This is a genomic window from Winslowiella toletana, from assembly GCF_017875465.1.
Taxonomy (GTDB): Bacteria; Pseudomonadota; Gammaproteobacteria; order Enterobacterales; family Enterobacteriaceae; genus Erwinia; species Erwinia toletana.
On record NZ_JAGGMQ010000001.1, the window covers coordinates 3,186,435 to 3,199,152 of the forward strand.

The 12,718-nt window shown below is 54.8% G+C and carries 11 protein-coding genes; 7 read left to right on the forward strand and 4 right to left on the reverse strand.

What is annotated here, in order from left to right:
* The first annotated feature begins 3 nt into the window (after nt 1-3).
* Nucleotides 4-3,237, forward strand: coding sequence for a carbamoyl-phosphate synthase large subunit (gene carB / locus J2125_RS14790; RefSeq protein WP_017800531.1), 3,234 nt, complete (start codon nt 4-6; stop codon nt 3,235-3,237).
* A gap of 353 nt (nt 3,238-3,590) precedes the next feature.
* Nucleotides 3,591-3,896 (forward strand): hypothetical protein, encoded by a 306-nt coding sequence (locus J2125_RS14795; RefSeq protein ID WP_017800530.1) that lies wholly within the window; start codon nt 3,591-3,593, stop codon nt 3,894-3,896.
* 49 nt (nt 3,897-3,945) lie between these two features.
* On the opposite strand, the gene J2125_RS14800 is transcribed toward J2125_RS14795, so the two are convergent.
* Nucleotides 3,946-4,560 carry a LysE family transporter gene (locus J2125_RS14800; protein WP_017800529.1) on the reverse strand — a complete coding sequence of 205 codons (615 nt, stop codon included), beginning with the start codon at nt 4,558-4,560 and terminating at the stop codon, nt 3,946-3,948.
* A gap of 203 nt (nt 4,561-4,763) precedes the next feature.
* Between J2125_RS14800 and folA the strand changes: the two genes are divergently transcribed.
* Nucleotides 4,764-5,246 carry a type 3 dihydrofolate reductase gene (gene folA / locus J2125_RS14805; RefSeq protein ID WP_017800528.1) on the forward strand — a complete coding sequence of 161 codons (483 nt, stop codon included), beginning with the start codon at nt 4,764-4,766 and terminating at the stop codon, nt 5,244-5,246.
* Between the two features lie 52 nt (nt 5,247-5,298).
* Here the strand turns inward: folA and J2125_RS14810 are convergent, their stop codons facing one another.
* The 3 genes from J2125_RS14810 to J2125_RS14820 form a co-directional block, all read right to left on the reverse strand.
* Entirely contained in the window at nt 5,299-6,798 is a 1,500-nt protein-coding gene (locus tag J2125_RS14810) for an MFS transporter (RefSeq protein ID WP_017800527.1), read from the reverse strand.
* A 209-nt stretch (nt 6,799-7,007) separates the two neighbouring features.
* Entirely contained in the window at nt 7,008-7,889 is an 882-nt protein-coding gene (locus tag J2125_RS14815) for a MurR/RpiR family transcriptional regulator (protein ID WP_017800526.1), read from the reverse strand.
* A gap of 95 nt (nt 7,890-7,984) precedes the next feature.
* A complete protein-coding gene (locus J2125_RS14820) occupies nt 7,985-8,863 on the reverse strand; it encodes an N-acetylmannosamine kinase (protein ID WP_017800525.1) in 879 nt (292 codons plus the stop codon).
* A 148-nt stretch (nt 8,864-9,011) separates the two neighbouring features.
* Between J2125_RS14820 and J2125_RS14825 the strand changes: the two genes are divergently transcribed.
* From J2125_RS14825 to J2125_RS14840, 4 genes are all read left to right on the forward strand, one after another.
* Nucleotides 9,012-9,689 (forward strand): N-acetylmannosamine-6-phosphate 2-epimerase, encoded by a 678-nt coding sequence (locus tag J2125_RS14825; protein WP_017800524.1) that lies wholly within the window; start codon nt 9,012-9,014, stop codon nt 9,687-9,689.
* Nucleotides 9,690-9,714: 25 nt separating this feature from the next.
* Nucleotides 9,715-10,605 carry a dihydrodipicolinate synthase family protein gene (locus tag J2125_RS14830; protein WP_017800523.1) on the forward strand — a complete coding sequence of 297 codons (891 nt, stop codon included), beginning with the start codon at nt 9,715-9,717 and terminating at the stop codon, nt 10,603-10,605.
* Nucleotides 10,606-10,836: 231 nt separating this feature from the next.
* Nucleotides 10,837-12,093: a hypothetical protein gene (locus J2125_RS14835; protein ID WP_017800522.1), complete on the forward strand. Its 1,257-nt coding sequence runs from the start codon at nt 10,837-10,839 to the stop codon at nt 12,091-12,093.
* Nucleotides 12,090-12,716: a response regulator gene (locus J2125_RS14840; RefSeq protein WP_017800521.1), complete on the forward strand. Its 627-nt coding sequence runs from the start codon at nt 12,090-12,092 to the stop codon at nt 12,714-12,716. The genes J2125_RS14835 and J2125_RS14840 overlap by 4 nt, the downstream gene beginning before the upstream one ends.
* The last annotated feature ends 2 nt before the right edge of the window (nt 12,717-12,718 follow it).

Consider the following 12,718-nt stretch of genomic DNA (forward strand, 5'->3'; position numbering starts at 1 on the left):
AAAATGCCAAAACGTACCGACATAAAAAGTATCCTGATTCTTGGCGCTGGCCCGATCGTTATCGGCCAGGCTTGTGAATTCGACTACTCTGGCGCGCAAGCCTGTAAAGCGCTGCGTGAAGAGGGTTACCGCGTAATCCTGGTGAACTCCAACCCGGCGACGATTATGACCGACCCGGAAATGGCCGATGCCACTTATATCGAGCCGATTCACTGGGAAGTGGTGCGCAAAATCATTGAAAAAGAGCGCCCGGATGCGGTGCTGCCGACCATGGGTGGCCAGACTGCGCTGAACTGTGCGCTGGAACTGGAGCGCAAAGGTGTACTGGCCGAATTTGGCGTCACCATGATTGGCGCGACTGCCGATGCGATTGATAAAGCGGAAGATCGTCAGCGCTTTGATAAAGCGATGAAAAGAATTGGTCTGGATACTGCGCGTTCCGGCATCGCCCACACCATGGAAGAAGCGCTGGCGGTTTCTGAAGAGCTGGGTTTCCCGTGCATTATCCGTCCCTCTTTCACCATGGGCGGCACCGGTGGCGGTATCGCTTATAACCGTGAAGAGTTCGAAGAGATCTGTGAGCGTGGCCTCGACCTGTCACCGACCAGTGAGCTGCTGATTGATGAGTCGCTGATTGGCTGGAAAGAGTATGAGATGGAAGTGGTTCGCGATAAGAACGACAACTGCATTATTGTCTGTTCTATCGAAAACTTTGACGCCATGGGCATCCATACCGGTGACTCGATCACCGTCGCGCCGGCGCAGACGCTGACCGATAAAGAGTATCAAATCATGCGTAATGCCTCGATGGCGGTACTGCGTGAGATTGGCGTCGAAACCGGTGGCTCTAACGTGCAGTTCTCGATCAATCCGCAGAATGGTCGCATGATCATTATCGAGATGAACCCGCGCGTTTCCCGCTCTTCAGCGCTGGCATCGAAAGCGACCGGCTTCCCGATTGCGAAAGTGGCCGCCAAGCTGGCGGTTGGTTTCACGCTGGACGAACTGATGAACGATATCACCGGTGGCCGTACCCCGGCGTCGTTTGAACCGTCCATCGACTATGTCGTGACCAAAATTCCTCGCTTTAACTTCGAGAAGTTTGCCGGCGCCAATGACCGGCTGACGACGCAGATGAAATCTGTCGGTGAAGTGATGGCGATTGGCCGCACCTTCCAGGAATCAGTGCAGAAAGCGCTGCGCGGTCTGGAAGTGGGCGCTAACGGTTTTGACCCAAAAGTGAGTCTGGATGATCCGGAAGCGCTGACCCGCATTCGCCGTGAGCTGAAAGATGCTGGTTGCGACCGTATCTGGTATGTGGCTGACGCTTTCCGCGCGGGTATGTCGGTCGATGGCGTGTTTAACCTGACCAATATCGACCGCTGGTTCCTGGTGCAAATCGAAGAGCTGGTGCGTCTGGAAGAGCAGGTGGCGCAGGAAGGCATCAATGGCCTGACTTACGAAGTGCTGCGTAATCTGAAGCGTAAAGGCTTCGCCGATGCACGTCTGTCGGATCTGGCGGGCGTTGCGGAATCCGAAGTGCGTAAGCTGCGTGAACAGCTAAACCTGCATCCGGTCTATAAGCGCGTTGATACCTGTGCGGCGGAGTTCGCCACCGATACCGCTTATATGTACTCAACTTATGAAGAAGAGTGCGAATCCAATCCAAACAGCGGCCGTGAAAAAATCATGGTGCTGGGCGGCGGTCCAAACCGTATCGGCCAGGGGATCGAATTCGATTACTGCTGTGTGCATGCCTCGCTGGCGCTGCGTGAAGATGGTTACGAGACCATTATGGTTAACTGTAACCCGGAAACTGTCTCCACCGACTATGACACCTCAGACCGCCTCTACTTTGAGCCGGTAACCCTTGAAGATGTGCTGGAAATTGTGCGCATCGAAAAACCAAAAGGGGTTATCGTGCAGTACGGTGGCCAGACGCCACTGAAACTGGCGCGTGCGCTGGAAGCCGCCGGTGTGCCGGTTATCGGCACCAGCCCGGATGCGATTGACCGTGCTGAAGACCGTGAGCGTTTCCAGCAGGCAGTGGATCGTCTCGGCCTGAAGCAGCCCGCCAACGCCACGGTTACCGCACTGGAGCAGGCAGTTGATAAAGCGACGCTGATTGGCTATCCGTTGGTGGTGCGTCCGTCTTATGTGCTCGGTGGGCGTGCGATGGAAATCGTTTACGACGAAATCGACCTGAAGCGTTACTTCCAGACTGCGGTATCGGTTTCCAACGATGCGCCAGTGCTGCTGGATCGCTTCCTCGATGATGCAGTAGAAGTGGACGTTGACGCTATTTGCGACGGTGAGCGCGTGCTGATCGGCGGCATTATGGAGCATATCGAGCAGGCTGGCGTGCACTCCGGTGACTCGGCATGTTCACTGCCAGCGTACACCCTGAGCGTTGAAATTCAGAATGTGATGCGCCAGCAGGTTGAGAAACTGGCGTTTGAGTTGTGCGTTCGTGGTCTGATGAACGTACAGTTCGCGGTAAAAGACAACGAAGTCTACCTGATTGAAGTTAACCCGCGCGCCGCCCGTACTGTGCCTTTCGTCTCGAAAGCGACCGGTGTGCCGCTGGCGAAAGTCGCCGCCCGCGTGATGGCGGGTAAATCACTGGCGGAGCAGGGTGTAACGGAAGAGGTGATTCCGCCTTACTACTCAGTGAAAGAAGTGGTGCTGCCGTTTAACAAGTTCCAGGGCGTTGACCCGATTCTTGGTCCGGAAATGCGCTCCACTGGTGAAGTGATGGGTGTGGGTCGTACCTTTGCGGAAGCTTTCGCTAAAGCAATGCTGGGTGCGCAGTCCAATATGAAGAAATCAGGCCGTGCGCTGCTGTCGGTGCGTGAAGGCGATAAGAAACGTATTGTTGACCTCGCCGCGAAGCTGCAGAAATTTGGTTTCGAGCTGGATGCGACCCACGGTACGGCGGTGATCCTTGGTGAAGCCGGTATCAACCCACGTCTGGTCAACAAGGTGCATGAAGGTCGTCCACATATTCAGGACCGTCTGAAAAATGGTGAGTACGCCTATATCGTGAACACCACCGCCGGACGTCAGGCGATTGAAGACTCGAAGCTGATTCGCCGTAGCGCACTGCAGTATAAAGTGCACTATGACACCACGCTGAACGGCGGCTTTGCCACCGCGATGTCGCTGAATGCGGACCCGACGGAGAAAGTGACCTCCGTGCAGGAGATGCATGCGCAAATTAAGGCCCATCAGGGCTGATAGCAGAAAAACGCTTCGGCATGATAAAACGGCTCCCGGATGGGAGCCGTTTTTTTTATGGCAGAAAAACGGATTTCGGTGCAGGAAAGTATAGGTAAATTAAGGATAAACTTTACCCAGCATAACAAAAATCTGTTCTGCTCTTACCGGGCGTCAGGTTAAAATATAACCCGATGGCGCTTTACAACGCCGAACGAGGATTTATGGCATAAACCGACAGGGATGGCTAAACGATGGATGCACGCAGAGCCGTCGTTGGGTTGCGACCTGGACCTGATATGACATGGACTGATGGATTTAGTCACGTCAGGACAGTATATCTGGCCTCACGGGGCGGCAATGGAGGAGTGGGTATGGAAACAAGAGTGGCGAAGCTGGAAACCAATGTCGGGCATATAAAAAACGCGATAACCGATATCAGACATGATCTCCGCGAATTTAAAGATGAAATGCGGGAATTCAAAAAGGATGTTCATGCCGAGTTCAAGGATATTCGTGCCGAGTTCAAGGATATTTATGTCGAGTTTAAGGATATTCATGTCGAGTTTAAGGAAGTCAGAAAGGAAGCCCGCGCCGACTTTCGTCTGTTGTTTGGCGCTATCATCTCGGTTGCGTTGGGGATGGCAGGCTTAATGGCGAAAGGTTTTCAATGGCTGTAATGTGGCCAGACGCCTGATTTTGCCCCTTCCCTGAAAGGGGCGTCAGTGATCAGGAGAGCGCTACCTTGATCCCCAGTCCAATCAAAATTCCGCCCAGCAGTTTATCGATCATCTTCTGCGCTTTTGCCAGGCCGCGACGAACCGGCGCGCTCTGAATCAGAAACACCAGCATCGGCCACCAGATTACTGACAGGCCGAGAATAATACCCGCATACCATAACTTCTCGCCAAAGCCGGAGTTGATGCTCAGCACCTGAGTAAACACCGAAAGGAAGAACAGTGTGGCTTTCGGATTTAACAGGTTACACAGATAGCCCTGCAAAAATGCCTTTTTCAGTGATGTCCCGGCGCGCTGAACATTATCGAGATCCATCTTACTGTTACCGCGCGCCAGCAGAGCCTGTACGCCGACATAGATCAGATAAGCGGCGCCGGCATATTTCAGCAACATAAACAGCCATGGCGTGGTGGTGATCAGCACCGCCAGACCGGCAACGCAGTAGGTCATATGGGTCGCCACGCCGCAAATTACGCCGAGCGAGGTAACCAGAGCAGTGCCGCGCGCATAACGCGCCGCATTTTTTATAATCAGGAAAAAATCGGGCCCGGGAGAGAGCATGCCCAGAGTTGCAATCGCCGCAACAAACAAGCTGGTTTCTAACATGGTGGTATTCTGAGTTAAAAATGGAAAGGGTAAGTTTAACACGGCTGGGTGCAAAAGATGTTACAGCAATCTCTTCAAGGGTGACCGGGAACGCAACCGCTAAAATCCTTTACAACCTTTACGCAAATCCCCGCATCTCGCTATCGACGAAAGTTTCGCCTTTACGTATGATGGCGCCAATTTAACCCCCTGTTGAGTTTCATATGAAGATTAGTCTTATCGCGGCGCTGGCTGCCGATCGCGTTATTGGTATGGAAAACGCGATGCCGTGGAATTTACCCGCGGATCTCGCCTGGTTCAAACGTATTACCCTGAACAAACCGGTGATGATGGGTCGTCTGACCTGGGAATCCATTGGTCGTCCGCTGCCGAATCGCCTGAATATTGTGATCAGCAGCAAGCCCGGCAACGCGGAAAACGTGACCTGGGTGACCTCGATTGAGGAAGCGATCAACGCCGCTGGTGATGCGGAAGAGATTATGGTGATTGGCGGTGGCCGTATCTATGAGCAGATGCTTGGCCGTGCTGACCGTCTGTATCTGACCCATATTGACGCTGAAGTAGAAGGTGATACGCACTTCCCGGACTACGAACCGGATGAGTGGGAATCCACCTTTAGTGAATTCCACGACGCGGATGAGAACAACTCACACAGTTTCTGTTTCGAAATCCTCGAACGCCGCTAGTTGTTGCATCACAACTCAGTACCGGCGCGGTTTATTGCCGCGCCGGTAAGGGTTATTTACTGCTGACTTCCGCCGCGATGGCACATGACTTTCCTTTCGCGCCACTTAATGGCGTGCCATCGATAGCATCCACCATTCTTAATGCTTGCGGACGCAGCCAGCGCTGCATACGTGATGGCATATCCAGCCCAATCAGTATCACCACCACCAGGGTTAAGCTGAATGATAATGACGCCAGCGCGTTGCCAAGACTCATATGCTGGGCAATTGACGCGCCAAGAATCGGCGCCAGCGCGCCACCCAGCGCGCCGACATTATAGGTAAACCCAAGACCGGCTGCACGCTGGTCGGTATCGAAGTAACCGCCCAGCAGTTTGGGTAACAGCCCGGCAATCCCCTGTCCCAGCATCTGCTGCAGAAACAGCACTGCGCCCAGCAGCATAATATTACTGCTGCCGATGGCGAACAGCGGCACAATCAGAAACTGCGAAATCAGCAGGCTGATGGCATAGGCTTTTCGCGTGCCGAGCCAGTCACCAAGAAAACCGCCAACACAGCAGCCGGTGGCGGCACCAAAACCGCTGAAGAACAGCACATTGGCCACGGTCTGCGGTGAATAAGCGAGATCGACCTTCAGATAAGTTGGCAGCAGCGACTGAATGGGCCATGAATAGAGAAAGGCAAACAGCACGATGACCATCAGGGTCACGCCGGTAGGCCAGCGATCGCCGCTGGTTTGCACCATAAACCAGATAAAGGTCACGGCGCACAGCAGGCCCAGCAGCACCAGCGGCGCCACGCTAAGCTGACCAGAGAAGCAGAGATACAGCGCCGCTGCCGCCAGTACGGTTAACACCATATTCAACAGCCGGTGTTTGCCGCGATAGAGAATATCGATCATGGTATGCGGCTTTTCTGCCTGTGCTCCGGCTTTATCGCCATGAGCACGCTCCCAGTCTTCCGCTTCCGGCAGGTTTTTGCGCAGCCATAAAGCAAACAGAATCGGCAGCAGGCCAATATAGAACAGCATACGCCAGCCGAAGACTGGCACGATATGGCTGTAAGCCTGTGCCGCGATCACTGCGCCAATCGAAAATCCTGATATCAAAAAGCCACTGGCCTTATTACGCATTTTTTGCGGCCAGCTCTCCATCACATAGGTCGAACTGGCGCCGTATTCACCCGCCATACCAATACCGATTAACAGTCGGGCGAGGAACAGCGTGGTATAACCGGGCGCCAGTCCGCAGGCCAGAGTACCGACAGAAAACAGTACAATACTGGCGATCATCGCCAGCTTGCGGCCGTAGCGATCGCCCATTGCGCCGAGCATTAAGCCACCGAACCAGCGTGAGATAAATGCCGCGGAGATCAGACTGGCGGCCTGGATCAGGCTGAGGTTAAACTCCTGCCTGATGTCGGTCAGAACCAGGGTAATCAGCACAAAATCGAAGCCATCCAGTGCATAACCGATCCATGCAGCGAGAAAAGCTTTCCATTGTTTGCCACTGAGTTGTTTATACCAGCGGACAGAGGATGGAGCAGTATTCATGGTGGAGGATCTCCGTTATGTAGCTAAACCCCAAAATTAAATATAAAAGGGAGTAAAACTCCAAAACGGAGTGTATAAGAAGCGGATGGTTTTACAACCACGATTAGCCATAAGTGTGAATGGCTTCAATAAAACGGCGCGGGCAGAAAAAAATTAAAATTTCATCTTATTGAAAGATAATACTATTTTCTATGGAGTTTCGCTCCATACTAAATTGATCTTTGACTGACGGCCTGAGCGGTTTTGTCTTTAGTCAGCTGCGCCGCTTGCGGGTCGGCTTTGACCAGCAGGGCATAAATCAGATCCAGCACCAGCAGTTGGGCGATTTTAGTGCCGATGGAATCACCCTGTAACCGCCCCTGCCGATTACCATTAATCAGTACATAATCGGCGTCGAGGGTAACCGGCGATCCGAGATTATGAGTCAGCGCCACCACCACCGCCCCGGCTTCTTTCGCCAGCTTCAGCGCTTTTACCGTCTCTTCCGAAGTACCGGAATGACTGATGCCAAAGGCCACATCGCCCGGCTGCATTAGCGACGCCTGCATATACATAAAGTGGTTGCTGGTCGCGGCATCAACGCGCATGCCGATGCGCATCAGCTTGGCTTTGGCGTCTTCCGCGGTAATACCGGAGGAGCCAACGCCAAACAGGCAGATGCGGTCCGCTTGTTGTAAACGGGTGACCACCTCAGCAATGGTTTTTGCCGAGATCAGGTTAAGGGTTTCCGACATCACATTGTTGATCGACGTTTGCAGCTTGGCGCCAATCAGCAGCACATCGTCGCTCTCCTGCACGTCGGCATCCAGCAGGCCATCTTCGTTTTTCTCACGTGTGGCCACTTCAATCGCCAGATCGATCTTAAAGTCCTGAAACCCTTTATAACCAAGGGTACGGCAGAAGCGGATAATCGTCGCTTCACCGGTGCTGGTCTGGGCTGAGAATTCCGCGATAGAAAATTGCGTGACGCTGGCCGGGTTTGCCAGCGTGTAGGCTGCAATACGCTGTGCGGAACGCGTCAGACTATTTTGTAGCGCTCCTAAGCCGTCAAGAATTTTGCCAGGCTTCCAGCGGGGGACAAGTGCAGTCACGGCATTACCTCATTGATCACGAAATCAGTACGGCGTGCATGATCGCACAGTTATTCTGCAGGGTGAAGGATAATGACCGCCGGATGGGGGGGCGATTAACAAAACCCCTGCGCGGCCCACAAGGCGGCGCCGAGCAGTCCGCTATCCTGGCGATGGAAAGCGGGCTGCAGCGGCGTACGGCAGATGGCCGGCAAATGTTGCTGCGCCGCACTGACCCGCGCCAGATAACCGGGCGCCAGACCGACGCTGCCGCCAATCACCACCCGCTGAATATCCAGCGCCATGGTGATATCGGCGATCAGCCGGGCAATGGCGCTGGCCGAGCGGTCAATGATTGCGCTGGCGGGCTGATGCTGCGCGCTGGCCTGCGCGAAAACCTCGGCAGTGGTAAGCGGCTCTGGCCACTGGCAGGTTGCCGCAGCAATGGCGGTGCCGGAAGCGATGCTCTCAACACAGCCATAGCGTCCGCAGCCGCAGAGTGGTCCCTGTAAATCCGCCAGGATATGGCCGATATGGCCGCTCAGGCCGTTATTGCCGGTCTGTAGCGTGCGGTTGAGAATAATACCGCCGCCGACGCCGGTAGATACGGTGATAAACAGCATATTATCCACATCGCTGGTTGGCAGCGCCTGATATTCCGCCCAGGCCGCGGCCTGGGCATCATTCAGCAGGGTGTAAGGCAGTTTGCTGACCTGCTCAATGGTGGTGGCCAGTGGAAAATTGGCAATTCCCCCAAGGTTAGCCGGATTTAACGCGACCAGCTTGCCCTGACGGATAATGCCGGTTGAAGCCACTGCAATCGACGTCGCCCCGGACTGCCAGTCGCGCAGCAGCTGTTGTAAGCTGCGGGCGAACGCCGCCGCGCCGCTCCGGGGGGTGATAATCTGCTGGCGATCGCTCAGCTGCCCATTTTTATCAACCAGCGCCGACGCAATTTTGCTGCCGCCAATATCCACAGCCAGACATTTTCCCATGGTTGCTGCCTTATCGATGAAGCCATTCAGTGGCAGAAAAGATAAACTCCATTTAAAGTAATTAAAAGGAGTTTTGCTTCATTGGGCTGGACGTCTGTTGTTTTGTGGAGTAAAACTTCAATTAATATTTTGTTATGGAGTTAAAGCCATGTCGTCTGTTGCCTCGCTGAAAAAACGCTTTCACCACGGCTTAATTGTCTCCTGCCAGCCGGTAGCGGGTAGTCCGATGGATAACCCGCAGCTGGTGGCGGCGATGGCCGCTGCGGCAGTGCAGGGGGGCGCCGTCGCCTTGCGCATTGAGGGTATCGACAATCTGCGCGCGGTGCGTCAGGTCACCGATGTGCCAGTTATCGGAATTATTAAACGCGACCTGCCGGATACCCCGATTCGCATTACACCCTGGCTGAGCGATATCGATCAGCTAAGCGCGGCGGGGGCCGATATTATTGCTTTTGATGCCACCTGGCGTGCGCGCCCGTGCAGCGTAAAGGCACTGTATCAGCGTGTGCGTGACAATCAGCGTCTGACAATGGCGGATTGCGCCACCTTTGATGAGGGGATCGCCGCGCAGCAGATGGGCATTGATTTTATTGGCACCACGCTTTCCGGTTATACCGGCGGTGAGATACCCGCCTTGCCCGATATTGCGCTGGTCAGCGATCTTGCGCAGGCCGGTGCTTGTGTGATTGCCGAAGGGCGCTATAACGCGCCGGATCTGGCCGCGGCTGCCATCAGCGCCGGTGCGCTGGCGGTCACCGTTGGTTCAGCCATCACCCGAATTGAACATATTTGCGGCTGGTTTACCGCCGCCATCCAGCAGGCCTGAGTGGCCTGAGTGAAGAGGAGAAACCATGAGTAAGTTAACCGGCTTGATTGCTGCCCCCCATACCCCTTTCGACGAGCAGGGTGCGGTAAATTATCCTGCTATCGATAAGATTGCCGCCCATCTGATTGATGACGGCATCAAAGGCGTTTATGTCCTGGGCACGACCGGCGAAGGTTTGCACTGTTCAGTCAGTGAGCGTAAGCAGATTGCCCGGCGATGGGTCGATGCTGCAGGCGGCGAACTGGCTATCACGCTGCACACCGGTGCGCTCAGTGTGGCCGATGCGGTTGAGTTGTCACAGCATGCCGAGACCCTCGACATTTTCGCCACGTCGGCGATTGGTCCCTGCTTTTTTAAACCCGGCAGCGTTGCCGATTTAGTGGCTTATTGTCAGGCGATTGCCGCTGCGGCGCCGTCAAAAGGCTTTTATTATTACCATTCCGGCATGTCCGGGCTGAACCTCGATATGGAGCAGTTTTTATTACAGGCAGAGTCCGCCATTCCAAACCTGAGCGGCATTAAATTTAACAGCCCGGATCTGTATGAGTATCAGCGCTGCCTGCGCGTCAGCGGTGGCAAATTTGATATTCCGTTTGGTGTTGACGAGCATCTGCCGGGTGGACTGGCGGTCGGCGCCATCGGTGCAGTGGGCAGTACCTATAACTATGCCGCACCGCTGTTCCAGAGCATTATCAGCGACTTTAACGCGGGCCGTCATGCTGCGGTGATTGCGCAGATGGACCGGGTGGTGGCGCTGATTCGGGTGCTGGTCGAATTTGGTGGTGTGGCGGCAGGTAAAGCGGCGATGCAACTGCATGGTATTAATGCTGGCAACCCACGCTTGCCGCTGCGCGCGCTAACCTCTGAGCAGAAGCAGACAGTGACGCGGCGCATGGCTGAAGCGTTAGGTCGATGATACGTTAGTAAAGGCGAGCCTGCCGGTAGCAAACGGCTCGCCTTTGCGACGGCGAAAAACATTGTGGCGCAAGCTCCACAATACTGAAGCTCCGCCTCCCTCCTGTTATCCAGCCATTCAATATCACTCCTTTATATTCAGTCAGCTGGATAGAGAGGCAGAGATCACTCTTTCGTAATCTATAATGATCAAAGCTAAGGCATTTGCTGGGAAGCATGGAGTCGCCTTGCTATGAAAACCAGAATGATACTGATTGGCTGGCTGGCGTTTGTCTGCTGCGATTTCGCATTAGCGATGCTGAGCCTGCAGGTCCGGGATGTCTGGAGCTTATCGTCGTTAGTCTGGTTCCCGGCCGGACTGCTGCTGGGGGTAGTTTGCGCGCTGCCGGTGCGCTACTGGCTGGCGTGGCTGCTGAGTGCTGCGTTAATGCATCTGGTCGCCAGTCAGCTGTATGGCCGTCCGGTCAACGTCTCCTTAATCTTCTGTGGTTTCGATGTATTGTTGCTGATGGTGACGGCGCTGATCTGGCAATTCTATTATGGCGCTATGTATCGTCCCAGTCGCCCGCGCGACATTCTTGCCCTGGCGCTGTTGTGTGGCATCAGCGGCGTTGCCGAACGACTGATCACCACCTGGGCGCTGTTTCTGCTGGATTATCCAATCGATCAGTCACTTTCACTGCTGTCTATGGGCGGCTATGTGCTGAGTTATCTGCCGTTAACCTTTTTTGTGCTGTGGCTGGTGACTATCGGCAGTGAACCGCAGGGGGATATCTGGCTATGGCTGCTGGCTTTCGGCATGTTGCTGGCGCAGCTGATGCTGTTTTTCGCTCCGGTCAGCAGCAGCGAGGAGCTGCGCTGGCAGGATCTGGCGCTGATGTTTTCGTTTGCATTGCCGCTACTGCTGGCGATGCGTGGCGATCTGCTGCTGCTCAGTATTTTCCTTTCCCTTAGCGTGGTCAGCGTGGTGGGGGCGACTCTGTTTGGTCAGGGACCCTTTTATCATCCGCAGCGCAATGTGCAACAGGATGTACTGCTGGCGACCTGGTACTGCGCCGCCTTTAGTCTGCCAGCGCTGCTGTGCGCCAGCTGGATTAGCCAGCGCTATGCGCAGCTGGCCCGTCACCAGTGGCGCGAACAGTTAATGGATACGGTATTGCAGCAGGGGTGGTTCCACCGTTTTCAGCTCAACAGTGCGGGCGCCATCAGCTGGCGTTATCAGAGCCGCTGGCAGGATACCAGCCATGCGCCAGCTTACTGGTCGCAATTTATCGCCTGGCTGCATCCGGAAGATCGACAGGCAGTTGAGCAGCTAAAGGCCTCTGCGCCGCAGATCCCGCAAGTGCTGGCGGTACGGCTGGCTGATGTCAGTGGCCAGTTTCACCGCACGACTATGGCGCTGATTGCCTGTCGCAAGGGAAATCAATTGTGGTTTGAAGGGGTGCTGTTTCCTGACGCGCAGACAGCGTCCGTGCGGAGGCCGTCATGAGTATTCGCGTAATTGTTGCCGACGACCATCCGGTGTTTTTGCTGGGTTTACGCGGTGTATTAGCCTCGTTGCCAGAGGATTACCAAATCGTCGCCGAAGCACATGATGTCAGTGCCCTGTTTGCGCAGCTGGCGCTGCATCCGGTGGAAATGCTGATTACCGATCTTAATATGCCGGGCGACCAGCAGGTTGATGGGGTGCGAATGATTGGCCGGGTGCGCCAGCTCTATCCCAATCTGACTATCGTGGTGATTACCATGCTGAGTGACCCGCGCATCCTTGAGCTGCTGACTCGCTATCGGGTAAAGGCCGTTCTGAATAAAAGCAGTCTGTCGCAGGAACTGGCTGATGGTCTGCGCAGCCAGCAACCGGAAGACCAGCCGTGGCTGAGCGATGTGTTCCGCAGCGATCCGTTGCAGCAGATTGAAAAGGCGCTAAGCGCAAAAGAGCTGGAGGTTTTGCGGCTGATTGGTCAGGGGTTAAGTGTTAACGATATCGCCGCGCGCCTGTACCGTACCAAGCAGACCATCAGCGCGCAAAAGCTGAGCGCAATGAGAAAGCTGGGGCTGGAAAATGATGCCGCGCTCTGGCGCTATCTTAATCAGACTGGACTGGGGCAGTAGCC

Bases quoted from the DNA above. Each gene is read 5' to 3' on its own strand.
- carB (WP_017800531.1), top strand. From the start codon at position 4: ATGCCAAAACGTACCGACATAAAAAGTATCCTGATTCTTGGCGCTGGC.
- J2125_RS14840 (WP_017800521.1), top strand. From the start codon at position 12,090: ATGAGTATTCGCGTAATTGTTGCCGACGACCATCCGGTGTTTTTGCTG.
- J2125_RS14825 (WP_017800524.1), top strand. From the start codon at position 9,012: ATGTCGTCTGTTGCCTCGCTGAAAAAACGCTTTCACCACGGCTTAATT.
- J2125_RS14830 (WP_017800523.1), top strand. From the start codon at position 9,715: ATGAGTAAGTTAACCGGCTTGATTGCTGCCCCCCATACCCCTTTCGAC.
- J2125_RS14795 (WP_017800530.1), top strand. From the start codon at position 3,591: ATGGAAACAAGAGTGGCGAAGCTGGAAACCAATGTCGGGCATATAAAA.
- J2125_RS14820 (WP_017800525.1), bottom strand. From the start codon at position 8,863: ATGGGAAAATGTCTGGCTGTGGATATTGGCGGCAGCAAAATTGCGTCG.
- folA (WP_017800528.1), top strand. From the start codon at position 4,764: ATGAAGATTAGTCTTATCGCGGCGCTGGCTGCCGATCGCGTTATTGGT.
- J2125_RS14835 (WP_017800522.1), top strand. From the start codon at position 10,837: ATGAAAACCAGAATGATACTGATTGGCTGGCTGGCGTTTGTCTGCTGC.
- J2125_RS14800 (WP_017800529.1), bottom strand. From the start codon at position 4,560: ATGTTAGAAACCAGCTTGTTTGTTGCGGCGATTGCAACTCTGGGCATG.
- J2125_RS14810 (WP_017800527.1), bottom strand. From the start codon at position 6,798: ATGAATACTGCTCCATCCTCTGTCCGCTGGTATAAACAACTCAGTGGC.